Annotated in this window: 19 protein-coding genes; 12 read left to right on the forward strand and 7 right to left on the reverse strand. The window is 72.9% G+C overall.

Annotated features, from left to right (window positions below; all coding sequences use genetic code 11):
• Positions 1–163 precede the first annotated feature (163 nt).
• A complete protein-coding gene (locus AB0F01_RS02045; protein WP_362089169.1) occupies positions 164–1,258 on the forward strand; it encodes a phosphatase PAP2 family protein in 1,095 nt (364 codons plus the stop codon).
• Between the two features lie 147 nt (positions 1,259–1,405).
• Here AB0F01_RS02045 and AB0F01_RS02050 read toward each other — a convergent pair whose 3' ends face one another.
• Positions 1,406–4,408: a bifunctional [glutamine synthetase] adenylyltransferase/[glutamine synthetase]-adenylyl-L-tyrosine phosphorylase gene (locus tag AB0F01_RS02050; protein ID WP_362089170.1), complete on the reverse strand. Its 3,003-nt coding sequence runs from the start codon at positions 4,406–4,408 to the stop codon at positions 1,406–1,408.
• Positions 4,409–4,860: 452 nt separating this feature from the next.
• Here AB0F01_RS02050 and AB0F01_RS02055 point away from each other — a divergent pair, with 452 nt between their 5' ends.
• The 5 genes from AB0F01_RS02055 (at position 4,861) to AB0F01_RS02075 (ending at position 8,546) form a co-directional block, all read left to right on the forward strand.
• Positions 4,861–5,304 carry a VOC family protein gene (locus AB0F01_RS02055; protein WP_362089171.1) on the forward strand — a complete coding sequence of 148 codons (444 nt, stop codon included), beginning with the start codon at positions 4,861–4,863 and terminating at the stop codon, positions 5,302–5,304.
• A gap of 376 nt (positions 5,305–5,680) precedes the next feature.
• Positions 5,681–6,328 carry a hypothetical protein gene (locus AB0F01_RS02060; RefSeq protein ID WP_362089172.1) on the forward strand — a complete coding sequence of 216 codons (648 nt, stop codon included), beginning with the start codon at positions 5,681–5,683 and terminating at the stop codon, positions 6,326–6,328.
• Positions 6,329–6,431: 103 nt separating this feature from the next.
• Positions 6,432–6,797: a phage holin family protein gene (locus AB0F01_RS02065; protein WP_362089173.1), complete on the forward strand. Its 366-nt coding sequence runs from the start codon at positions 6,432–6,434 to the stop codon at positions 6,795–6,797.
• A complete protein-coding gene (locus tag AB0F01_RS02070; RefSeq protein ID WP_362089174.1) occupies positions 6,773–7,471 on the forward strand; it encodes a DUF3618 domain-containing protein in 699 nt (232 codons plus the stop codon). The genes AB0F01_RS02065 and AB0F01_RS02070 overlap by 25 nt, the downstream gene beginning before the upstream one ends.
• Before the next feature lie 613 nt (positions 7,472–8,084).
• Positions 8,085–8,546 carry a helix-turn-helix domain-containing protein gene (locus tag AB0F01_RS02075; RefSeq protein ID WP_362089175.1) on the forward strand — a complete coding sequence of 154 codons (462 nt, stop codon included), beginning with the start codon at positions 8,085–8,087 and terminating at the stop codon, positions 8,544–8,546.
• 379 nt (positions 8,547–8,925) lie between these two features.
• On the opposite strand, the gene AB0F01_RS02080 is transcribed toward AB0F01_RS02075, so the two are convergent.
• Complete coding sequence (locus AB0F01_RS02080; RefSeq protein ID WP_362089176.1) at positions 8,926–9,735, reverse strand: GntR family transcriptional regulator; 810 nt, start codon at positions 9,733–9,735, stop codon at positions 8,926–8,928.
• A 290-nt stretch (positions 9,736–10,025) separates the two neighbouring features.
• Between AB0F01_RS02080 and AB0F01_RS02085 the strand changes: the two genes are divergently transcribed.
• Positions 10,026–10,421 (forward strand): ATP-binding protein, encoded by a 396-nt coding sequence (locus AB0F01_RS02085; RefSeq protein WP_362089177.1) that lies wholly within the window; start codon positions 10,026–10,028, stop codon positions 10,419–10,421.
• 118 nt (positions 10,422–10,539) lie between these two features.
• On the opposite strand, the gene glnA is transcribed toward AB0F01_RS02085, so the two are convergent.
• Positions 10,540–11,901, reverse strand: a complete 1,362-nt coding sequence (gene glnA, locus AB0F01_RS02090; protein WP_362089178.1) for a type I glutamate--ammonia ligase — start codon at positions 11,899–11,901, stop codon at positions 10,540–10,542.
• Positions 11,902–12,358: 457 nt separating this feature from the next.
• Here glnA and AB0F01_RS02095 point away from each other — a divergent pair, with 457 nt between their 5' ends.
• Positions 12,359–13,546: a globin domain-containing protein gene (locus AB0F01_RS02095; protein WP_362089179.1), complete on the forward strand. Its 1,188-nt coding sequence runs from the start codon at positions 12,359–12,361 to the stop codon at positions 13,544–13,546.
• Between the two features lie 114 nt (positions 13,547–13,660).
• Here AB0F01_RS02095 and AB0F01_RS02100 read toward each other — a convergent pair whose 3' ends face one another.
• Positions 13,661–14,119 (reverse strand): Rrf2 family transcriptional regulator, encoded by a 459-nt coding sequence (locus AB0F01_RS02100; RefSeq protein ID WP_362089180.1) that lies wholly within the window; start codon positions 14,117–14,119, stop codon positions 13,661–13,663.
• 480 nt (positions 14,120–14,599) lie between these two features.
• Between AB0F01_RS02100 and AB0F01_RS02105 the strand changes: the two genes are divergently transcribed.
• From AB0F01_RS02105 to AB0F01_RS02115, 3 genes are all read left to right on the forward strand, one after another.
• Positions 14,600–15,292: a DUF3105 domain-containing protein gene (locus AB0F01_RS02105; protein ID WP_362089181.1), complete on the forward strand. Its 693-nt coding sequence runs from the start codon at positions 14,600–14,602 to the stop codon at positions 15,290–15,292.
• Positions 15,289–15,924 carry a DUF305 domain-containing protein gene (locus AB0F01_RS02110; RefSeq protein ID WP_362089182.1) on the forward strand — a complete coding sequence of 212 codons (636 nt, stop codon included), beginning with the start codon at positions 15,289–15,291 and terminating at the stop codon, positions 15,922–15,924. Before AB0F01_RS02105 ends, AB0F01_RS02110 begins: the two co-directional genes overlap by 4 nt.
• Before the next feature lie 320 nt (positions 15,925–16,244).
• Positions 16,245–18,011, forward strand: a complete 1,767-nt coding sequence (locus AB0F01_RS02115; RefSeq protein WP_362089183.1) for an NAD+ synthase — start codon at positions 16,245–16,247, stop codon at positions 18,009–18,011.
• A 363-nt stretch (positions 18,012–18,374) separates the two neighbouring features.
• On the opposite strand, the gene AB0F01_RS02120 is transcribed toward AB0F01_RS02115, so the two are convergent.
• The 3 genes from AB0F01_RS02120 to AB0F01_RS02130 form a co-directional block, all read right to left on the reverse strand.
• Positions 18,375–19,430, reverse strand: a complete 1,056-nt coding sequence (locus AB0F01_RS02120) for an endonuclease/exonuclease/phosphatase family protein (RefSeq protein WP_362089184.1) — start codon at positions 19,428–19,430, stop codon at positions 18,375–18,377.
• A gap of 246 nt (positions 19,431–19,676) precedes the next feature.
• Positions 19,677–20,303: a TetR/AcrR family transcriptional regulator gene (locus tag AB0F01_RS02125; protein ID WP_362089185.1), complete on the reverse strand. Its 627-nt coding sequence runs from the start codon at positions 20,301–20,303 to the stop codon at positions 19,677–19,679.
• On the reverse strand, positions 20,300–21,913 hold the full coding sequence (locus AB0F01_RS02130; RefSeq protein WP_362089186.1) for an MFS transporter: 1,614 nt from the start codon (positions 21,911–21,913) through the stop codon (positions 20,300–20,302). Before AB0F01_RS02130 ends, AB0F01_RS02125 begins: the two co-directional genes overlap by 4 nt.
• 462 nt (positions 21,914–22,375) lie before the next feature.
• Between AB0F01_RS02130 and panB the strand changes: the two genes are divergently transcribed.
• Positions 22,376–23,251 (forward strand): 3-methyl-2-oxobutanoate hydroxymethyltransferase, encoded by an 876-nt coding sequence (gene panB, locus AB0F01_RS02135; protein WP_362089187.1) that lies wholly within the window; start codon positions 22,376–22,378, stop codon positions 23,249–23,251.
• Positions 23,252–23,766: the final 515 nt, after the last annotated feature.

Here is a 23,766-nt window from a genome sequence, read left to right on the forward strand (position 1 = left end):
GGTCAGCAACTCCTGAGGCATGCGGGGACATCGTGCCCGGCGCCGCCGACCGGACCTGCCGTCAGCAGAAGTTGGCGTTGCCCGGACCGGGGCAGAACATGCGGGCGCTGCCGGACGGAGGGATGATCTGTGGGCAAGGTCTTTTCTGGCAGACTCTGTGCCTATGGGTGACACGACCGTGACTGCGCCGAACGGCCGGACATCGGCCGCTCCCCGTCCCGTCGGTGACCGGACGGGGCGGGCGTTCCTGCGCCGGATGCGCAGGCCACGGCGTCCCCGCCTCTGGTTCGAGATCCTTCTGATCGCGGTGAGTTACTGGACGTACTCCCTCGTCCGCAACGCCGTGCCCGAGCAGAAGGCGCAGGCCCTGCGCAACGCCGACTGGATCTGGGAGGTCCAGCAGAACCTGGGCATCGCGGTCGAGCAGTCCGTCAACCACGCCGTGAACTCCGTGACATGGCTGGTCGTCGGCATGAACTACTACTACGCCACCTTGCACTTCGTGGTGACGCTGGGTGTGCTGGTGTGGCTCTACCGTGGCCACCCCGGGCGGTACGCGGCCACCAGACTCGTGCTGTTCGCGACCACGGGTGTCGCCCTCGTCGGCTACTACCTGTTCCCGCTCGCCCCGCCCCGCCTGATGAACGGCGGCGGCTTCATCGACACCGTGATGGTGCACCAGACGTGGGGCTCCATGGCCTCCGGCAACCTGAAGAACATGTCCAACCAGTACGCCGCGATGCCGTCGATGCACATCGGCTGGTCGGTGTGGTGCGGTCTGACCATCTTCGCGCTGGCGTCGGTCCCGTGGGTGCGCGTGCTGGGGCTGCTGTACCCGGCGCTCACGCTGGTGGTCATCGTCGCCACGGCCAACCACTTCTGGCTCGACGCGGTGGGCGGCGTGCTCTGCCTGGCCTTCGGCTACGCGGTGGCCCGCCTCTGGTACGGCAGCGGCCCGTACGCGCTGCCCCGGCAGGTGGCGGACCGGCGGCCGGGACGGACGGGCGAGGGGACCGGCGCCGGGAGTGCCGCCGCTCCGGCAGCCCCGGCGGTCGTGGCCCAGGCCGCCCGGACGACGGCCGACGCCGCCCCGCCGTCGACCGGGGCGTCGGAGGACACCGCCGGAGCCGAGGACACGGGCCGGGGCACGGGATCGGCGGCGGGCGGGAGCGGCACGGACACCGGGGAGGGGACGGGCCGGCCCGGGACGGCCTCCGAGGCCGACGCCCTGTCCGGGACGGGGCGGAGCACACCGTAGCCGGAGCGGGAGCCCGCGGGGCCCTCACGGCGACGCGGGCCGACGGCCGGCTTTCTCCCGGTCGCGGGGGTCGGCCGCCGTGCCGGCGGAGGGGTCGGCCGCCGGGGCCGGCCCCGGCCCCAGGGAGGCCGTAGGGACGGGCCGGGTTCAGTCCCCGCCGTAGAAGAGTTCCTCCATGACGCTCCGCGCCCGCCGGGCCGTGCGGCGGTACTCGTCGAGCATGTCGCCCGCGTGGCCGGGGCCGTGCCCGAGGTAGCGGCCGACGGCGGCCAGTTCCCGGGGGACGGTGGGGAAGGTGTCACCGGCCCGCCCCCGGACCAGCATGACCGCGTTGCGCACCCGGGTGGCCAGGACCCACGCCTCGTCCAGGGTGGCGGCGTCCTCGGCGGAGATCAGCCCCGCCTCCCGGGCCGCCGTCAGGGCCGGCCGGGTCCGCGTCGTCCGCAGTCCCGGCTCGCGGGCCGCGTGCCGCAGTTGCAGCAGCTGCACGGTCCACTCCACGTCGGACAGCCCGCCCGGGCCCAGTTTGGCGTGCAGCTTCGGGTCGGCGCCGCGCGGCAGCCGCTCGGACTCCATGCGGGCCTTCAGCCGCCTGATCTCGCGGACCGCGTCCTCGTCGAGCCCGGCGGGCGGGTAGCGCAGCGGGTCGATCAGCTCGATGAAGCGGCGGCCGAGGTCCTCGTCCCCGGCGACGTGCTCGGCGCGCAGCAGGGCGTGCCGCTCCCACACCAGCGACCAGCGCCGGTAGTACGCCTCGTACGAGCTGAGGGTGCGCACGAGCGGCCCGTTCCTGCCCTCCGGGCGGAGGTCGGCGTCGACCAGCAGGGGCGGGTCGGAGCTGGGGATCTGGAGCAGGCGGCGCATCTCCGCGACGACCTTGGCGGCCGCCCTGGCGGCCTCGTGCTCGTCCACGCCCTCGCGGGGCTCGTGCACGAACAGGACGTCGGCGTCGGACCCGTAGCCCAGCTCGTGGCCGCCGAAGCGGCCCATGCCGATGATCGCGAACCGGGTGGGGAGGTCGTCCCCCCAGCCCTCCCGGACGACGGCGCGCAGGGTCCCGGCGAGGGTGGCGGCCGTCAGGTCGGACACGGCGGCGCCGACCAGGTCGACCAGCGCGCCCTGGTCGGCCTCGGCGGGCTGCGACTCGGTGCCGTAGGAGCCGACGATGTCGGCGGCGGCCGTCCGGAACAGCTCCCGGCGGCGCACGCCACGGGCCGCGGTGACGCCCTGGGCGGCGTTGTCGGCGCGCCGGACGGCGGCGAGGATCTCCTGCTCCAGGTGGGCGCGGGGGCGCGGCCGGAGCCCTCCCCCGTCGCCGTCCCCGAGCAGCGCCACCGCCTCGGGGGCGCGCATCAGCAGGTCGGGCGCGAGCCGCCCGGCGGACAGCACCCGCGCCAGGTTCTCGGCCGCCGCGCCCTCGTCGCGCAGCAGCCTGAGGTACCAGGGGGTCTTGCCGAGGGCGTCGGAGACCTTGCGGAAGTTGAGCAGTCCCGCGTCCGGGTCGGCGGAGTCGGCGAACCAGCCCAGCAGGACGGGCAGCAGGGTGCGCTGGATGGCGGCCTTGCGGGTGACGCCGCTGGCGAGGGCCTCCAGGTGGCGCAGGGCGGCGGCGGGGTCGGCGTAGCCGAGGGCGACCAGGCGTTCCCGGGCCGCCTCCGCGCTGAGCCGGGCCTCGCCGGGCGCGAGCTGGGCGACCGCGTCGAGCAGCGGCCGGTAGAACAGCTTCTCGTGCAGCCGCCGCACGGCGGAGGCGTGCCGCTTCCACTCCCGGGTCAGACTCGCGACGGGGTCGGTGCGCAGGCCCAGCGAGCGGCCGAGGCGGCGCAGGTCGCTCTCGTCGTCGGGGACCAGGTGGGTGCGGCGCAGCCGGTGCAGCTGGATGCGGTGCTCCATGGAGCGCAGGAAGCGGTACGCCTCGTCGAGCCGGGCGGCGTCCGTGCGCCCGACGTAGCCGCCGGCGGCGAGCGCCTTGAGGGCGTCCAGGGTGGTGCCGCTGCGCAGGGAGGCGTCGGTGCGTCCGTGCACGAGCTGGAGCAGCTGCACGGCGAACTCGACGTCCCGCAGTCCGCCGGGCCCCAGCTTGAGCTGGCGGTCGACCTCGGCGACGGGGATGTTCTCCACCACCCGGCGGCGCATCTTCTGCACGTCCGCGACGAAGTTGTCCCGCTCGGCCGCCTGCCACACCAGGGGGTGGAGCGCGGCCACGTACGCCTCGCCCAGGTCCGCGTCGCCGGCCACCGGGCGGGCCTTGAGCAGCGCCTGGAACTCCCAGGTCTTGGCCCAGCGCTGGTAGTAGGCGAGGTGCGAGGCCAGGGTGCGCACCAGCGGGCCGTTGCGCCCCTCGGGCCGCAGGTTGGCGTCGACGGGCCAGATGGTGCCCTCGACGGTCGTCTCGGAGCAGAGCCGCATCATGTGCGAGGCGAGCCGGGTGGCGGCCCGCAGCGCCTTGTCCTCGTCGGCCCCCTCGGCGGCCTCGCCGACGAAGACGACGTCGACGTCCGAGACGTAGTTCAGCTCGTGTCCGCCGCACTTGCCCAGCGCGATCACCGCGAGCCGGCACAGCGCGGCGTCCTCGGGCGCGGCCTCCCGGGCGAGCCGGAGGGCGGCGCGCAGGGTGGCGGTGGCCAGGTCCGCCAGTTCGGCGGCGGTCTCGGCGACGTCGATGGTGTCGCAGACGTCACGGGCGGCGATGGAGAGCAGGCAGCGCCGGTAGGCGACCCGGAGCGTCACGGCGTCGGTGACCCCGGCCAGGCCGCTCTCGAACTCCTCGACGCCCGGGTGCAGGTCCCGCGGCTCGTAGGTGACCAGGGCCTGCCAGTCACCGGGGTGCCGGGCGAGGTGGTCGGCGAGGGCCGCGGAGGCCCCGAGCACGCCCAGCAGCCGGTCCCGCAGCGGCTTGGCCGCGATGACCGTGTCCAGGAGTTCCCGGCGGGCGGTGGGGTCCGGCTGCGCCTCCAGCAGGCGGACCAGGCCGAGCAGCGCCAGATCGGGGTCGGCGGTGGCGCCGAGGGCGTCGAGCAGCACGGGGTCGTCGCGCAGGGGGGTGAGCTCGGGGCCGTCCAGCAGGCGCTCGGACGCGGAGGGGTCCGTGAAGCCGTGCCGCAGCAGCCGCGTGAAGGTACTGCTCCTGCGCCCCGGCGCCGACGTCATCCCCGGCCTCCTTCATGCCTCGTGCCCTGCCCCGCGTACCCCGTGCCCCGTGCCCCGTGCGTCACGAGCCGCCCCCGTACGTCCCGGACCGCCCGTGGGCGCTCCGGCACCTGCGCCCCGGCTCGCGCGCGGGAGCGGGCTCCACGGCTCGTGCTCGGGAGCGGGCTGCCCGGCTCGTGCTCGGGAAACGTCGCGGAGACGTCTCGTACGGCCACGAGCCTATCCGCAGGAAGGGGCCCCGGCCCGGGACGGCGGCCGGCTCGCACCGACTCCGGCCCCGGTGCGGCGTTTCGGTGGCGGAGCGCCCCGTTTTCGGATTCGGTGGGAGGTGCCTCCCGGCCCGCGCCGACGCGACCGGGCGACGCGACCGGGCAACCACACGAAGCGCCCAGACACAGCCACTCGACTCGACGACCCGACGACTCGACGACTCGACGAAGGAGCCACGTTCCATGGACTTCACCCTCGAAGTGATCCCGCTGCCGGTGAGCGACATCGACCGGGCCCGCGACTTCTACCGCGACAAGGTCGGCTTCCACGTCGACATCGACCAGGAGGTCATGCCGGGCATGCGCATCGTCCAGCTGACCCCGCCCGGCTCCGGCTGCTCGATCGCCCTGGGCGACACGCTCTGGGAGTCGACGCCCGGGCCGACCCCCGCCGCCGGTTCCTACCAGGGGCTGCAGCTGTGCGTCGCCGACATCAAGGCGGCCCACGCCGAACTGACCGCACGGGGGCTGGAGGTGAGTGAGCCGCAGCAGTACGCCCCGGACGACGGCGCGACGTTCATGTACTTCAAGGACCCGGACGGCAACGGCTGGGCGGTGCAGGAGTACCGGCGCCGGGCGACGGAACCGCTGCACAAGCTGCTGACGCAGCAGGCGGCTGACTCCTAGGGAGTTCGCTCGGTACTCGCCGTTCCCCGTGGTCCCCCGTGGTCTCCTGCGGTCTCCCGCGGTCCTCGCTGCGCGCAGCGCCCGCCCCGGCCACCGGCACGGGCATCGCCGCCGCCGGCCACCGCCCCCAGGCCCAGGCACGGGCACCGCCGTCGGCCACCACCCCGGGCACGGGCCGACACGACAGCCCCACGGCGAAGCGCCTGCGCAGTCGATTGCGATATTTCCCCTCAAAAGGTGTCGATCCACACCAACCGGCCACTCGTGCCAGGACGGACGGTCACGTGGGATGCCTGGTGCACGGCCCTCCGGCACGGCGCCGGGTCGTCCGGGACACGGGACCTCACGCAGGACATCCGATGAGGGGAAGTCGCCGATGAGCGAGTCCGTAGACACCGGGACCGGAGCCGCGGACACCCGGGAGAAAATCAAGGCAGAGGCCTCCGCGACGGCCGGTCACGCCAAGGAGGCCGCCGGCCAGGTCGCGGGCACCGCGGCGGAACAGGCGCGGACGGTGGCCGGGGAGGCGCGTCGGCAGGCCGGTTCGGCCGTGCGGGACCTGCGTGGCCGGGCCGTGGAGGAGGCGGACGGGCAGGCCCGGCGGGCCGCCGGCACGCTGCGGCAGTGGGCGGGCGACCTGTCCGACCTGGCCGACCACGCCCGTCACGACTCCGCCGCCCGCGGTCTGGCCGCCGAGGCGGCGGGCCGCAGCCACCGCGCCGCCGACTACCTGGAGCAGCAGGGCGTCGAGGGGCTCGTCGCCGACCTCCAGGGCTTCGCCCGGCGGCGACCCGGGACCTTCCTCGGCGGCGCGCTGCTGGCCGGGCTCGTGGTGGGCCGGCTGGTCAAGGCGTCGGGGAACTCCGCGCAGGCAGGACCGGAGACCTCCGCGGACGGCGCGGAGGCGTCCGCCCCGGCCGCCCTGCCGTCGGGACCCCCGCCGGCGGTGCCGCCGGGCGTGGGCTCCCTGCCGACCGGGGCGCCGCCGAACGGTGCGCCGAGCCGCCCGCATCCGGGGGTGTGACATGACGTCACCGTCCCGCACGTACGCGCCGCCGCCCGCCTCCGGGGCCACCCGGGCGCGGGTACCGGCCGGTACCGAGCGGCAAGGACTCGAGGACCCGTCCGTGGGTCAGTTGCTGTCACGGGTGACCTCGGACCTCCAGACGCTCTTCCGTCAGGAGATCGAGCTGGCCAAGGCCGAGGTCAAGCAGGAGGCGAGCAACGCCGGCAAGGCCGCCGGGATGTTCGGCGGGGCCGGGTTCGCCGGCTACATGGTGCTGCTGTTCCTTTCACTGGCAGCCGTTCTGGGCCTGTCCAACGTCATGGACGGGGGCTGGGCCGCCCTGATCGTCACCGGGGTGTGGGCCGTGGTGGCGGGCGTGCTCTTCCTGAAGGGGCGGGCGCGGATGCGCACCGTCTCCCCCACGCCCGAGCAGACCGTCGAGACCCTGAAGGAGAATGCGGCATGGGCACGTCACCCGACCAGGTGAGGGCCGAGATCGAGGCCACTCGCCACCAGCTGTCCGCGGACGTGGACCGGCTCGCCGACCGCACGAGCCCGAAGCGCGTGGCGCGGCGCCGCAAGGCACGCGTGCGCGGCGCGGTGGGAGGTCTCCGGGACCGCGTGATGGGCACCGCCTCGCACACCGCCCACGGCGTCACCGGCACCGCACACGGGGTGGCCGACTCCGCCCGGTCGGCGGCCGGTTCGGTACAGGAGGGCACCGGCCGCGCGGCCGAGTCGGCCAGGGAGACGGCCGGCCAGGCCGGCCAGGCCGTGCAACAGGCCCCCGACATGGCCCGTGAGCAGACCCGCGGCAACCCCCTGGCCGCCGGCCTGGTTGCCTTCGGCGTGGGACTGCTGGCCGCCTCGGTGGTGCCGGCCTCGACGGCCGAGCAGGAGAAGGCCGCCGAGCTGATGGAACGAGGCGGTGAGGCGCTGGAACCGGTGAAGCAGGCCGCCGCCGAGTCCGCGCAGCACCTCAAGGAGGGCGCCCGGGAGGTGACGCAGAGCGCCGCCGCGGAGGTCAAGGACACCGCGGCCGAGGCCGCCCGGACCACCCAGGACGAGGCCCGCGACCGCACCGGCGAGGTGCGGGAGCAGGCACGGGAGTCGGGCGGACACCTCAAGGACGAGACCCGCGACCGCTCGGGCCGGTCCTGACACACCCACCTGTGTGAGCGGGCCGCCTGGGCCTGCTCCGGCCCCGAGCGATCGGAGCAGGCCCACGCTGTCGGCTGCAGCAGGCGTTCGCAGCGTCGTCGACAGGTCCCCTGCCGGGACGTGGGAGGCAGCCCCCGGATCATGTCGTTGACCTCCGAGGGGCGGCCACGGTCGGTGCGCGCGGTGCGGCAGATGAGCATGACCGGGACGCGGAGCCGGGTCCGGCTGCGCCCTCTCCTCCGACGACGGCGTGAGCGGACCGCCGCTTCGACGGAACCGTCGGTCTCCTTCGGACCGCAGACCTGTCCCATCGACACTTGTTGCGTTTGCTTCGATTATTGCGGATACTCGTGGCAAGGCAGCGCTGACCACCCATCCCGAAGACCACCATCCGCCACCCTCCTCACGGCAGTGGACCCCTCTTCCGCGCCGGCGACCACGGGTCCCGAGCCACAGCCAGAAACCGCCGCACCGTCGAGCAGCGGTAGACCTCCATGCCCTCACGGCAGTGCCCCCGGTCGCGCCGTCAGCGGGGAGTCACTGCCGTGACCGGTCCGTCGACCGCCGAGCGACGGGCCTCGGGCGCCCACCCCACAGCAGCTAGGGGCGCGCAATGACCAAGACCGACATCCGCCCGGTGAAGCTCCCGGACGACAAACAGGCATCAGCGAACCACGCCCTCGCACGTGTACGGACCTACCTGGCCGAGCACCAGAACGCATCCCAGATCCGTGTCACCGTGCAAGACGGAGGCGACCGTGAGCCCCTGGAACTACCTCGCGAGGTCGTAGAGCTCTTCGCATCGCTGCTCGCTCACCTGGGAGCCGGCCGCGGCGTCTCCATCGTTCCGTCCGACGCCGAACTCACCACGCAGCAAGCCGCTGACATGCTCAACGTGTCCCGCCCCTTCCTCATCGGCCTCCTGGAGGCGGGGGAGATCGAGTACCGGACCGTCGGCACCCACCGCAGAATCACTGCGTCGTCCTTGTTGGAGTACCAACGTGAGGACGACCGCCGTCGCCGACTCATGGCCGATGAGCTCACCCAACTCGGCCAGGAGATGGGAAAGTTCTAGACCATGGCTTTCATCGCCGTCTACGACGCCCATGTGCTGTACCCGAGCACCCTGCGCGACGTACTCATCCGCGTGGCGAGGCCGCCCGGGCCACCCAGGACGAGACCCGCGACCGCTCGGGCACGGCCTGAGGGCCCTCCTGGGCGAGCCGGAGACACCGGGCGAGCCCTGCTCCGCGACCGCGTGGCGGGCCGGAGCAGGGCTCGCGTGGCGCTGAGTCCTCACGCCCGGATCCGAAGGCGTGCATGGTCATCGGCGCCCAGCGGTAGCCACCCGGGGTGTCGATGCCGGTAAGCCACGGGTTCGCCCCTGCTTTCCCATGGACCGGCCGCTCCCCTTTCCGACTGCACCGCGCGGCCTCGCTCCCGGCAGAACCGCGTCAGGCCGGCCCTGCGGGCGTTGTGTCGTCGGCGCCGGCGAAGGCGGGCTTGGGGTCCGCGTCGAAGTCGTACTCCAGGACGTAGGAGGCGGCGTCCAGGATCATTTCGTTGACCTCGACAGGGCGGCCCTGGACGGTGTAGGCGGTGCGGCAGATGAGGATGACCGGGGTGCCCGGGGCAAGGCTCAGTTGTGTCACCTCACCCGGCGACGGCATGCGTGAGCGGATCTCCTCGCGAAAGTGCACCGGCTCCTGACCGAGTTCGGCAAGTCGGGCGTAGGTACCGCCCGGTCCGGTGTCCTCTCGAGTGATGGCGGATCCGGCCACCAGGGACAGAGGCAGATAACTCGTCGCAAGCAACACCGGCTTGCCGTCCAGGACGAAACGCCGACGCCTCACGCACGCGGCGTCTTCGGCAGCCAGGCCCAGAACCGCGCTGATGTCCTTGGGAGCCGTCTCCTCACCCACCGAGACCTGATCGACCCGGAGATCCCTGGCCTCGATGTCCGCCGACCAGATGGACCGGCCGTTGCCCCACTGATCGCGGGCCAGTCGCTGGATGCCGCGTCGACGCAGCGGACGGAACGCCCGGACGAAGACACCGGCACCCTTCCGCGATTCGGCGATGCCCTCGTCCCGCAGGACACCGAGCGCCTGCCGGGCCGTCATGCGAGCCACGCCATGGGTGGCCATCAGGTCGTTCTCTCCGGGAAGCCGATCACCGGGACCGTACTCGCCCGACCGAATCGCCTCTCTCAAAGAGTCCGCGATCCGCTGGTACTTGGGCCGACGGTCGTCGGTAGCAGCCATTCCGGAACCCTCCTCGCTTCTCTAGACACCTTAGGCCATAGGTCGGGCACGCGCTCGCAGTGCGTAGCCGTGCGTCCGCCCGTTCCGGCGGATTCGGAGCCTGACGCTTGACATCTCTAGAGACATCTCGGAAAGGTCGGGATGTCTAGAGACGTCGCTCGTGGCTGCAGTCGGGATGAGGCGTCTCCACGCAGTCCTTGTGACTCCCCTTTCAGCGTGAGGAGACAGTGCGGATGGCCGACGTTGTGGTCGACAGGTGCCCGTGCGAGGGTTCGCCGAGACTCGGCTCGATGACTCTGGAGCCGTTGCCGGAGTCCGTTCCCCAGGCTCGGCGCTGGTTCCGGGAGCTCATCGCGCCGTACCGGCCGACCTGTTCGGTCGACGACTGTGCCCTGCTGATCTCCGAGCTGGTCACCAACGCGATTCTTCACGGGCGGCGCGACGAGGAGGGGGTCGTACGGGTCGAGTGGTTCCGGAGCGGCTCGTCTCTGCGCGTCGAGGTGCACAACCCGGGGCACCCTGCGGGCGTGCGCCTGCGGCAACCGGGCGCCGATGACGCTCACGGACGCGGACTGCTCCTGGTCGACGCCATCGCCTCGTCCTGGCAGTCCGGACCCAGCCGCTTCGGCGGAACCGTCGTCTGCTTCGAGCTGGCAGACGCCTGGCCCTCACGTCGACGCGAGTGAAGGCGGCACGTGGGCGTCCCCCTGTGGAGCGCAAGGGACTTCCGCGATTGCGCGGCGCCGGACGGGCCAGGGAGAGAAACGCGGCGAGGTCCACGACGAGGGCGTCGACCTCCTGCCTCTACAGCACCGGCAGGTTCTTCCGCAGCTCGAAGGCCGTGACCTCGGAGCGGTACTCCTCCCACTCCTGCTTCTTGTTGCGCAGGAAGAAGTCGAAGACGTGCTCCCCGAGGGTCTCGGCGACCAGGTCGCTGCGTTCCATCAGGGTGAGGGCCTCGCCGAGGTTCTGCGGGAGGGGCTCGATGCCCAGGGCGCGGCGTTCGGCGTCGGAGAGGGCCCAGACGTCGTCCTCGGCGCCGGGGGGGAGTGCGTAGCCCTCCTCGACGCCCTTGAGCCCGGCCGCCAGGAGGACGGCGTAGGTGAGGTAGGGGTTGGCGCCGGAGTCGATGGAGCGGACCTCGACGCGGGCGGAACCGGTCTTGCCGGGCTTGTACATCGGGACGCGCACCAGCGCCGAGCGGTTGTTGTGGCCCCAGCAGATGTAGGACGGGGCCTCGCCGCCCGCGCCGGCGGTGCGTTCCGAGCCGCCCCAGATGCGCTTGTAGGAGTTGACCCACTGGTTGGTGATCGCGGAGATCTCGGCGGCGTGCCGCAGCAGGCCCGCGATGAAGGAACGGCCGACCTTGGAGAGCTGGTACTCGGCGCCGGACTCGTAGAAGGCGTTGCGGTCGCCCTCGAAGAGGGAGAGGTGGGTGTGCATGCCGGAGCCGGGGTATTCGGAGAACGGCTTGGGCATGAACGTCGCCTGGACGCCCTGTTCCAGCGCCACCTGCTTCATGATCAGGCGGAACGTCATGATGTTGTCGGCGGTGGAGAGCGCGTCCGCGTAGCGCAGGTCGATCTCCTGCTGGCCGGGGGCGCCCTCGTGGTGCGAGAACTCGACCGAGATGCCCATCGACTCCAGCATGGTGATGGCCTGGCGGCGGAAGTCCATGCCGACGTTCTGCGGGGTGTGGTCGAAGTAGCCGGAGTTGTCGGCGGGGGTGGGACGGCTGCCGTCGACCGGCTTGTCCTTCAGCAGGAAGAACTCGATCTCCGGGTGGGTGTAGAAGGTGAAGCCCAGGTCGGAGGTGTGGGCCAGGGCCCGCTTGAGGACGTAGCGCGGGTCGGCGAAGGACGGCGAGCCGTCGGGCATCAGGATGTCGCAGAACATGCGCGCGGTGCCGGGGGCCTCGGCGCGCCAGGGCAGGACCTGGAAGGTCGCCGGGTCCGGCTTGGCGATCATGTCCGACTCGTACACCCGGGCGAAGCCCTCGATGGCGGAGCCGTCGAAGCCGATGCCCTCGTCGAAGGCCTGCTCCAGCTCGGCCGGGGCCACGGCGACGGACTTCAGGAAGCCCAGGACGTCCGTGAACCACAGGCGTACGAACCGGATGTCCCGCTCCTCCAGGGTCCGGAGCACGAACTCCTGCTGCTTGTCCATCTTCCGCTTCCCCATCCTTGCCGGTCCGGCCGCCCACCCCGCCCCTCGTACGGGAGACGGACGGGTAACCCGAGCATCACACCACATCAGCGTTTCATGCACGTTGCCGACCTGGATCACCCTGCGGACCCGTGCGCGGCAGGACGGCCGTACGCCCGCGCGGGAGGCCGTAGGGGTGCCGGTCAGGCCTGCCCCGAGGGCGCCAGTGGGCAATGCCCGTAGGGGCCGGTTGTGGGTGCCGGTTGTGGGTGCCCGGCTCGGGCTTGCGGCTCGGTCTGTGCGCCACCCGCCTACCCGCCGAACCGCCGAACCGCCGAACCGCCGAACCGCCGAACCGCCGAACCGTCGAACCGCCTGGTCAAGGCACCCGGGCCGTTCAACAGGCACCCCCCTGTTAATTGGTATTTCTGATGCAAGTTTAATGAGACGTGCAGACAGTCGATCCAGAGGAGACCCGATGCTGTCCGTGCAGTCCGCTGCCACCATCCGTGCCACGCTTCCTGCCGTGGGCGCCGCCCTCGACGAGATCACCGAGCGGTTCTACGCCGGGATGTTCGCCGCCCGTCCGGAACTGCTGCGCGACCTGTTCAACCGGGGCAACCAGGCCGCCGGGACCCAGCGCCAGGCCCTGGCCGGGTCCATCGCGGCGTTCGCCACGCACCTGCTGGAGCACCCCGACGAGCGACCGGACGCGATGCTCGGGCGCATCGCGCACAAGCACGCCTCCCTCGGGGTCACCCCGGACCAGTACGGGATCGTCCACGAGCACCTGTTCGCGGCCATCGCCGACGTGCTGGGCGACGCGGTCACGCCGGAGGTCGCGGCGGCGTGGGACGAGGTGTACTGGCTGATGGCGCACGCCCTCATCGCCATCGAGAAGCGGCTGTACGAGGAGCAGGGCGGGCCGGGATGGCGGCCGTGGGAGGTCGTCTCGCGGGTCGCCGAGACCGCCGACGTGGTCACCTTCCGGCTGCGGCCGGCGGACGGCGGTCCGGTCCGCCCCTTCCGCCCCGGTCAGTACGTCTCGGTGCGGGTGCCCCTGTCCGACGGCGCGCGGCAGATACGCCAGTACAGCCTGTCCGGCGCGCCCGCCCCCGACGAGCGGCAGTTCAGCGTCAAGCGCGTCCGGGACGGCTCGGCGCCCGACGGGGAGGTCTCCGGTCACCTGTACGCGCACGTCCGGGCCGGTGACGTCGTCGAACTGTCCGAGGCGTACGGCGACCTGGTGCTGGACGCCGACGGTGACACGCCCCTGCTGCTCGCCTCCGCCGGGATCGGGGTCACGCCGATGACCGCGATGCTCGCCCACCTGGCCGAGACGGGGCACCGCGCCCCGGTCACCGTGGTGCACGGCGACCGCTCCCCCGCCGACCACGCCCTGCGCACCGACCACGAGGCGTACGCGGCGAAGCTGCCGGACGCGGCGGTGCACTTCTGGTACGAGCAGGACGCCCCGGCCGGGGCGGGCACCGGCTACGTCGACCTCAGCCGGGTGCCGGTCGCGTCGGGGACGCGCGCGTACCTGTGCGGGCCGCTGCCCTTCATGCGGACGGTGCGGGAGCAGCTGATCCGCAAGGGGGTCGCCCCGGCCGACATCCACTACGAGGTGTTCGGGCCGGACCTGTGGCTGGCGGCGGCTGCGTAGCACCGGCCGGCATCAGGACGTCCCCGGGCGGCGTCCGCCGGTGCGGACCCGGGTGCCGGGGCCGGCGGGAGCGGCGGGGAGCGGCGGGAACGGCGCGCGGTGGCCCGGTCGGGCTCAGGCGGGTCCCTGGCGGGGCTTCGGGGTGATGTCCAGCAGGAGGGGTCCCGTCGGGCCGGCGACCAGGTCCACGACGGTGAGCGGGTCCAGGGTGGCGAAGAACGCCTCCTGGGCCCGCCGCAGCGCGCCGCGGAGTCCGCAGGCGGAGCTCAGCGGGCAGGGCGCGCCGTTCGCGACACCCTCGCAGTCGACGACCTCGCCCTCACCCTCGAAGGCGCGCACCAGGGCGCCGACCGAGGCCGTGCGGCCCCGTTCGGTGACGGCCAGTCCGCCGCCCCGGCCGCGGCGGGCGGTGAGCAGACCCATGTGCTGGAGTTCGGCGACGACCTTCGCGGCGTGCGTGTAGGGCACGCCCATGGCCTCCGCGACCTCACGGGTCGTGGGAGTGGTGGAGCCGGCCAAGGCGAGGCGCATGAGGACCCGCAGGGCCAGGTCGGTGGAGCGCAGCAGCCGCATGAGGCCGACCCTAGATAATGTGCATCAGGCATTCAACTATTCGGACAGGACTCCTTGGCGGCCGAGCCTCCCGAGCCGCCCGAGCCGACGGGGCGCCGAGCCGACTGGGTCGACTGGGCCGACTGAGCCCCGAGCCATCTAAGCCCCTCATCTCCTCCGGCGCCCCAGCGCCTCCATCTCCCCCAGCGCCCCACCGTCCCTCGCGGCCGGTCCGGACGACCAGTCGATGAGTCGATGACTCGATGACTCGATGAGTCGACCAGTGGCGGGATCCACCGGGCGGGCAACCCCGTGCGCCTGCCGACCCCTGCGCCCGCCGTACCCAACGGACCCGGTGACGCGCTACGTCTCCTCGCTCCGCACCATTACGATCTGCTCACCCGTTTGTCCCACCCCCTGATCCGACCCCTGTTCCGCCCCGCTCGCTCGCTCCACCCCGTTCACCCCCTGCTGGTCCCCACACACCGAAGGACACGTCCCATGGGCTCCGCCAAGAAGAGCGCCGAGAAGAGCAACGCGGCACGCACGGCACGCACGGCACGCATAGAGGAGATGCGCCGGGCGGAGCAGGCCCGCGCGCGGCGCAACCGCGTCCTGACGGTCGTGGCCAGTGCGGTGGTCGTCGCGGGACTGGTCGTCGGCGGGGTGTTCGTGCTCCGGTCGCAGTCCGACGACGACGGTGGCGCCACCGCCGGTGGCGGCGACGGGAAGCAGTCCGGCCGGTTCGTCACCGGCGAGGACGGCGTGAAGACCTGGGAGGGGACGCTGGGCCGCAACCACGTCACCCAGGCGGTCGACTACCCCGTCCGTCCCCCGGTCGGCGGTGACCACAACCCGGTGTGGATGAACTGCAACGGCGACGTCTACGACCAGGAGATCCGGGACACCAATGCCGTCCACTCGCTGGAGCACGGCGCGGTCTGGGTCACCTACAACGCCACCGCCGACGACGCCGAGGTGAAGGCGCTGGCGGCCAAGGTGCGGAAGACCCCGTACACGCTGATGAGCCCGGTCGACGACCAGAAGGACCCGATCATGCTCTCGGCGTGGGGTCACCAGCGCACCGTGACCGGGGCGGACGACCCCGCCGTCGACGCGTTCTTCGAGAAGTTCGTGCAGGGTGCGCAGACCCCGGAGCCGGGAGCCGCCTGCACGGGCGGGATCGGCCGGTGAGGAAGTACGGCCTGATCGCGGCGGCCTCGGCGCTCGCGCTCGCCGGGACCGGGGCGCTGACGTACGCGGTGGCCGGCGGCGAAGGAGCGGACCGGGACCGGGTCCCGTCCGCCGGCTCCGCGGACGCCGGGTTCGCCCGGGACATGGCCGTGCACCACCAGCAGGCCGTCGAGATGGCGTACGTCGTCCGGGACCGCACGGACGACGAGGAGGTCCGCCGGCTCGCCTACGACATCGCCCAGACCCAGGCCAACCAGCGCGGCATGATGCTGGGCTGGCTGGACCTGTGGGAGCTGCCGAAGGTGTCCGCCGACCCGCCGATGACCTGGATGGGCATGGGCGACCGGGCGGCGGACGGCGAGGACGGCGAGGACGGGGCGCTGATGCCCGGCATGGCAACCCGCGCGGAGATGGAGCGGCTCGGGAAGCTGAACGGCAAGCAGGCGGAGATCTTCTTCCTCCAGCTCATGACGGACCACCACGAGGGCGGGGTCCACATGGCCGAGGGCTGTGTCGCCCGGTGCACGGTCCCGGTGGAGAAGCGCCTGGCCGAAGGGATGGTGGAGGCGCAGCGGTCGGAGATCGACCTGATGGCGCGGATGCTGCGGGAGCGGGGAGCGGCACCCCGCTGACCGCGCGTGCCACGGACGGCCCCGGCCCCTGCCCCGGCCCCGGCCCCGGGCGTCGCCGCCCGACCGCCTTGGGGCCGCCATCGGACCCCCGCCCGGCCGCCGTGGGGCCCCCGCCCGGCCGCCGTCGGACCCCCGCCCGGCCGCCGTGGGGCCGACGCCGGTCTGCCGCCCGACCGCCGTGGGGCCGACATCGGACTGCCGCCCGACCGCCGTGGGGCCGACATCGGACCGCTGCCCGACCGCCGCCCGACCGCCGTGGGGCAGCGCCGCCGGGCCGTCCTTCTCCACATCGCGTCTCTCTGACGATTACACTGGGCGGCGTGCCTCAACTACGCCTCGCCATGAATCAGATCGACTCCCGTGTCGGTGACCTCACCGGCAACGCCGAAACGATCGTCCGCTGGACCCGGCACTCCGCCGAGCAGGGAGCGCACCTGGTGGCGTTCCCGGAGATGGCGCTGACCGGGTACCCCGTCGAGGATCTCGCCCTCCGGTCGTCCTTCGTCGAGGCCTCGCGCACGGCCCTGCGCTCCCTCGCCGCGCGCCTCGCCGAGGAGGGCTTCGGCGAACTCCCGGTGGTGGTCGGCTATCTCGACCGCAGCCCCGTCGCGCAGCCGAAGTACGGGCAGCCGGCCGGTGCGCCGCAGAACGCCGCCGCGGTGCTGCACCGCGGGGAGGTCGTGCTGAGCTTCGCCAAGCACCACCTGCCGAACTACGGCGTCTTCGACGAGTTCCGCTACTTCGTGCCCGGTGACACCCTGCCCGTGCTGCGGCTGCACGGTGTGGACGTCGCCCTCGCCATCTGCGAGGACCTGTGGCAGGACGGCGGCCGGGTGCCGGCCGCCCGGTCGGCGCGGGCCGGGCTGCTGCTCTCCGTCAACGCCTCGCCGTACGAGCGGAACAAGGACGACACGCGGCTGGAACTGGTGCGCAAGCGCGCCCAGGAGGCCGGGTGCACCACCGCCTACCTGGCGTTGACGGGCGGCCAGGACGACCTGGTCTTCGACGGGGACTCCATCGTCGTCGACCGTGACGGCGAAGTCCTGGCCCGCGCGCCGCAGTTCACCGAGGGCTGTGTCGTCATCGACCTGGACCTGCCCGCGGCGGACGCCGGGGCGCCCACCGGGGTCGTCGACGACGGGCTGCGGATCGACCGGGTCGTCCTGTCCGAGGAGCCGCTGCCCGCGTACGAGCCGGAGCACACCGGCTCGCAGGCGGCCCGGCTGGACGACGACGAGGAGGTGTACTCAGCGCTGGTCGTGGGGCTGCGGGCGTACGTCGTCAAGAACGGCTTCCGGTCCGTGGTGATCGGGCTGTCCGGCGGCATCGACTCGGCGCTCGTCGCGGCGATCGCGTGCGACGCGGTGGGCGCGGAGAACGTGTACGGCCTGTCGATGCCGTCGAAGTACTCCTCCGAGCACTCCCGCGACGACGCCGCGGAACTGGCGCGGCGGACCGGCTGCCACTACCGCACGGTCTCCATCGAGTCGATGTTCGACGCCTACATGGGGTCGCTGGAGCTGACCGGGGTCGCCGAGGAGAACCTGCAGTCGCGGCTGCGCGGCACGCTGCTGATGGCGGTCTCCAACCAGGAGGGCCACATCGTGCTCGCGCCGGGCAACAAGTCGGAGCTGGCGGTGGGGTATTCGACGCTGTACGGCGACTCGGTGGGGGCGTTCGGCCCCATCAAGGACGTGTACAAGACGTCGGCGTTCCGGCTGGCCGAGTGGCGCAACCGGGCGGCCCTGGAGCGCGGCCAGACCCCGCCCATCCCGGAGAACTCCATCTCCAAGCCGCCCAGCGCGGAGCTGCGGCCGGGGCAGGTCGACACCGACTCCCTGCCGGACTACCCGGTGCTGGACGCGATCCTGGAGCTGTACGTGGACCGCGACCGGGGCGCCGACGAGATCGTGGCGGCCGGATACGACGCGGAGCTGGTGGCCAGGACCCTGCGGATGGTGGACCGGGCGGAGTACAAGCGCCGCCAGTACCCGCCGGGCACGAAGATCTCGCCGAAGGGCTTCGGCAAGGACCGCCGTCTGCCCCTGACGAGCGGCTGGCGCGAGCAGGCACCCGAGGCGGGCTGAGCGTCCACCGACCGCGCCCGCGGCCTGCCCTCCGGCCCGCAGCGGGCTCGGCCCGGGCGCGGGTGCGGGCCCCGGTCGGCCGCACGCACCCGCGCTGCTTGCCGTGAGCCGTCAGCATCAGCCGTCAGCCGTCAGCCGTGACCCAACGGTCCGCCTCACCGGGGCGGACCGTTCGCGGCTCGCGGCTCGCGGCTCCCGGTTCGCGGCTCGCGGCTCGCGGCTCGAAGTTCACGGTTCGAAGTCCGTGGTCCGCCATCCGCCATCCTTCGTCCGCCATCCGCCGTCCGCCGTCGCCGTCCGCCGTGCACATTGCACAGTGCACCGAAGGCGGGTCGTCGGACGCATCCGGACAGTACGCCGGGTTCAGTTCCCGGACGACGGTGCCAGCTTCACGCGGGCCGCGATCGGGAGGTGGTCGCTCGCCGTCCTGGGCAGGGTCCAGGAGGTGGTCGGTTCGGCGCCCTTGACCATGATCTGGTCGATGCGCGCCATCGGGAAGGACGCCGGCCAGCTGAACCCGAAGCCGCTGCCGACGGCGCCCTGGGTGGAACGCATCTGCGAGGTCACGGCGTTGAGGGCGCGGTCGTTCATGGTGCCGTTCAGGTCGCCGAGCAGGACGACGTTCTCCAGGGGCTCGCGGGAGATGGCCTCGCCCAGCGCGTCGGCGCTCCGGTCGCGCTGGTGCGCGGTGAAGCCGGCCTCCATCTTGACCCGGACGGACGGCAGATGGGCGACGTAGACGGCGACCGGCCCGGCGGAGGAGTCCACCGTCGCGCGCATCGCGCGCTGCCAGCCCAGCCGGATGTCGACGGCCCGCACGTCGCTCAGCGGGTACTTGCTCCACAGCCCGACCGTGCCGACCACCTCGTGGTACCGGTACGTCGACGCCAGCGCCTTCTCGTAGACCGGCACCGCCGAGGCCTTCAGCTCCTCCAGCGCCAGGATGTCCGCGCCCGCCGCGGCCACGTCCCGGGCGGTGCCCTCCGGGTCCGGGTTCTGGGCGTTGACGTTGTGGGTGGCGACCGTGAGGTCACCGCCCCCGGTGGTCTTGTCGGTGACGAGGCCGCCGAAGAGGTTCAGCCAGACGACGGCGGGCAGCAGCACCGCGATGAGCGCCGTCGCCGACCTGCGGATCAGGGCGAGCACCAGCAGTACGGGGATGAACAGCCCCACCCACGGCAGGAAGGTCTCCACCAGGCTGCCGAAGTTGCCGATCCGGTTCGGGATCTGTGCGTGGGCCACCATGACCAGGGCCATCAGCACCGCGCAGACGGCGAGGACGACACCCCGGCGCCAGATGCGGGGATCCCCCCGCCAGCCTCTGGTCAGCCGGGCGAACAGACGCTGAAGCCGGGTCGTCCGGCGCTCGGGCCCCGAGCCGCCGTGGTCCGTCTCCGTCATGTACGCCTGCTGCGCCATACCGTCGCCTCACAACCCGCTGTGCACACCGACTCCCCCGTGTCCGTACGAACCCTAGGGGATGTTCGGTTCCTTTCCCGCCGTCCTGCGACGGCCGTACGGGGGCGAGGACGTACGCGCCCGCTCCGGGAGTTCCAGCAGGGGCACGAACGGCGCGCTCTGTGACCGAACGCGCACATCCACCCGTCGGCCGTCCGTGCGCTGCATCACCGCACAGGCCCGGTGCCGGAACCGGAACCGCGACCCTCAGCCGCGGCGGTCCACCGGGCGCAGTCCCTCCAGCAGGGTGTCGACGACCTGTTCGGCGAGGCCGTCCGGGAGGTCGGCGTCGGGGTGCAGGACCGTGCGGACCAGCAGCGGGCCGACGATGATGTCGCTGAGCAGGTCCAGGTCGAGGTCGTCACGGAGTTCGCCGGTGGCCTGACCGCGCCGGAGCACCTCGAGGCCGAGCTGCCGGCGCGGGGCGACGACGGTCGCGTGATAAGCGGCCCACAGCTTGGGGCTGCTCTTCATCTGGGCGCGGACGTGGTGCAGGATCGCCGAGGTCCGGCCGGCCAGCCCGCGCAGCCGCAGCGCTTCCAGGAGGGCGACGAGGTCGTCACGGACCGAGACACCGGGCAGTTCGGGGTCCGGTGGCTCGGCGGCCCGCACGACGTCGACGAACAGCTGCTCCTTGCCGTCCCAGCGTCGGTAGATGGTGGCCTTGCCGACGCCCGCGGTGCGCGCGATGCGCTCGATGGACAGTTCGGCCAGGGGCACCCCGTCCTCGAGGAGCTTCATCACGCCCTCGATGATGGCGCGTTCGACCGCCTCGCTCCGCGGGCGTCCGCGGGCGGGGCCGTCCTGCCGGGGGCCGGGCTCGGCGAGGCTCACGTCGCTGCGTCCTTTCCGTGGGGTGGGGCGGGCTGGGTCGGGTCGGGGTGGGCGGAACGGGGCGGGGTGGCCGCCGGGGTACGGCCCGGCAGGAACAGGGCCGTGACGACGGCGCCGAGCACCGCGACGGCCGCGCCGCACAGCGCGGTGACGTGCATGGCGTGCAGGAACGCGTCACCCGCCGGGGCGACCAGGGCGTCTCCGCGCGGGCCGAGCCGGGCGGAGACGGCGAGCGTGGCCTCGATGGACTCACCGGCCGCGTGCCGGGCGGCGGGCGGCAGCACGTCGAGCCGGTCCTCGATGCCCGTGCGGTACGCGGCGGACAGCACCGACCCGAGGACGGCGATGCCGAGGGCGCCGCCGACCTGGCGGAAGGTGTTGCTGAGCGCGGACGCCGATCCCGCCTTCTCGCGGGGCAGGGCCTGCATGATGACGACGCTCACCGGCGTCATGACGTGGGCCATGCCCGTGCCCATCAGGAAGAACAGGATCTCCAGCAGCCACAACGGGGTGTCGCGGTCCAGGACGGCGAAGCCACCCAGCATCGCGGCGAGCAGCAGCAGGCCGCCGGTGGTGGTGACCCGGGTGCCGAAGCGGTCCACGACCAGCCGGGCCCGCGGCGCGAAGATCAGCTGGGCCACGGCCAGCGGCAGGAGCAGCAGGCCGGTCTCCAGAGGGCTGTAGCCGCGCACGCTCTGGAGGTAGAAGACGGCGAAGAAGGTGACGCCCATCAGGGCGAAGAAGACCAGCGCGATGGCGACGATCGAGGCCGAGAACACCTTGTTCCGGAAGTACGCCATGTCGATGGAGGGGTGGTCGCTGCGCTTCTCGTGGACGACGAAGGCGACCAGGACGGCGAGCCCGGCACCCGAGGTCGCCAGGACGGTCGGATCGGTGAAGTCGGCGAGCCGGCCGCCATGGATGATGCCGTAGACCAGCAGGACCAGACCGACCACGGAGAGCAGGACGCCGACGGGGTCGATGCGGCCCGGGCGGGGGTCGCGGGAGTCGGGGACCAGCCACAGCATGAGGCCGAGGGCGAGCAGCACGATCGGCACGTTGACGAGGAAGACGGAACCCCACCAGAAGTGGTCCAGGAGCAGCCCGCCGGTGATCGGGCCGATGGCGATGGCCAGGCCGACGCCGCCCGCCCAGATGCCGATGGCCTTGGGCTGCTCGTCCCGCTCGAAGACGTTCATCAGGACGGCGAGCGTGGCCGGCATGACGAAGGCGGCGCCCAGCCCCATGACCGCCCGGAAGGCGATCAGCTCCCCCGGTGAGCCCGAGAAGGCGGCCAGGGCCGAGCCGATGCCGAACACGGCGAGGCCGCCGAGCAGCACCTTCTTGCGGCCGAGCCGGTCGCCGAGCAGCCCGGCCGTGAACAGCAGGCCGGCGAAGACGAGGGTGTAGGCGTTGATCGCCCACTCCAGCTCGCTCTGCGTGGCGCCGAGGCCGGTCGGCGCGGGCGTGGAGATCGTCTTGATGGCGACGTTCAGGATCGAGTTGTCCAGCACGACGATCAGCAGGCTGAGCATGAGGACGCCGAGAATCACCCAGCGCCGCCGGTGCACGGCGTCGGGGACCCGACCGGTGGCGGCGGGAGAAGTCATGCGGCACAGTCTAACGATTTTCGATACGGCACCGTCTCGTATCGGAAAGCCTTTGCCGTGTCCTTGCCGGAACATTGCGCGTCCCCCGTCGCTGCCCCGGCCCGGTGGCCGTCCCATCGCCGCCCGGCCCGGTGGCCGCCCCGTCCCGTAGCCGGCCCGCCTCCGTCGCCGACCCGGCCCGGTGGCCGTCCCATCGCCGCCCCGCCTCCGTCGCCGACCCGGCCCTCGACCGCCCCGGCCCCAGCCCTCCGGCTCCGGGCGCCCCCAGCCGACCCGAGCCCAGTCGGCCCGACTACGCGCGGCCGGCTCCGGACGGGCCGGCTCCGGGCGGGTCGGCTCCGGGCGGGTCGGCGGAAACGCACCGTGCCTCCCCTGGTGCCGCTCCGGTCGAAGTGCCACCATGGAAAACGATCCGGGGACGCCGTCAGGGCGCCTCGAGACGACGTGTTGGGAGACATCACCATGACGCAGCTTCCGGCTGCCCAGACGCCTGAGGCGGGACCCTCCGGCGGGAGCAAAGCGCTGTACGGGGGCAAGAGCACCCGCCGGGTCACCGTCCGCGACATCGCCCTCGCCAAGGAACGCGGCGAGAAGTGGCCCATGCTCACCGCCTACGACGCGATGACCGCCTCCGTCTTCGACGAGGCCGGCATCCCCGTCATGCTGGTCGGCGACTCGGCGGGCAACTGCCACCTGGGCTACGACACCACGGTGCCGGTCACGCTCGACCAGATGACCATGCTGTCCGCCGCCGTGGTGCGCGGCACGAGCCGTGCGCTGATCGTGGCCGACCTGCCCTTCGGCTCGTACCAGGAAGGCCCGGTGCAGGCGCTGCGCTCGGCCACCCGGCTGGTGAAGGAGGCCGGGGTCGGCGCCGTGAAGCTGGAGGGCGGCGAGCGCTCGCACCGGCAGATCGAGCTGCTGGTCGAGTCGGGCATCCCGGTGATGGCGCACATCGGCCTGACCCCGCAGTCCGTGAACGCGATGGGCTACCGGGTGCAGGGCCGCGGTGAGGAGGCGGCGCAGCAGCTGCTGCGGGACGCCAAGGCCGTGCAGGACGCCGGTGCCTTCGCGGTGGTGCTGGAGCTGGTGCCGGCCGAGCTGGCCGCCGAGGTGACGCGGACGCTGCACATCCCCACCGTCGGGATCGGCGCCGGCCCGGAGACGGACGCACAGGTGCTGGTGTGGACGGACATGATGGGGCTGACCGGCGGCCGGGTGCCGAAGTTCGTGAAGCAGTACGCCGACCTGCGCGCGGTGATGACCGGCGCGGCCAAGGCGTTCGCCGAGGACGTGGTCGGCGGAACGTTCCCGCAGGAGGAGCACTCCGTCCACTGACCCGCCACCGGGCCCGCCCACGGTCCCGGTGATCCCCGCCGGAACCGTGGGGGGGGTTCGGCCGCAGCGAGATCGCCGCGACCTCCGCCCCCGTCGCCGTGCCCCCGCCGCGACCGGCGGTCCGGCCCGGCATCTCCGTCCGCTCACCGACCGTCCGCTCACTGACCGTCCGCTCACCGACCGCCCGTCGCCGCCGTCCGGCCCTCCTGCCGGACCCCCGATCCATTCCGGCACCACCGCGGCAGCCCGCCGATCGTCCCCCGTCGGCGGGCTGCCGCCTTTCGTCGCCCGGAAGGGGCGGGACGGGCGACCGGGGGCGGTGGAAGACACCGAGGGACGGCAGGGAACGGCCGGAGAGCCGCGCGGTGGACGGCGAGCGCACCGCGCGACCGGTCGGGGACGGCGAACGCCCCCACGGCGGCCCGGCCGGTCGAGGACGGCGAGCGCACCCCACGGCCGGCGGGGGGAAGCGAGGGGAACGGGCGATCTGTAGGCGGAGTGTCGGCGTCCGCCAC

The organism is Streptomyces sp. NPDC029526 (assembly GCF_040637405.1).
Lineage (GTDB): Bacteria > Actinomycetota > Actinomycetes > Streptomycetales > Streptomycetaceae > Streptomyces.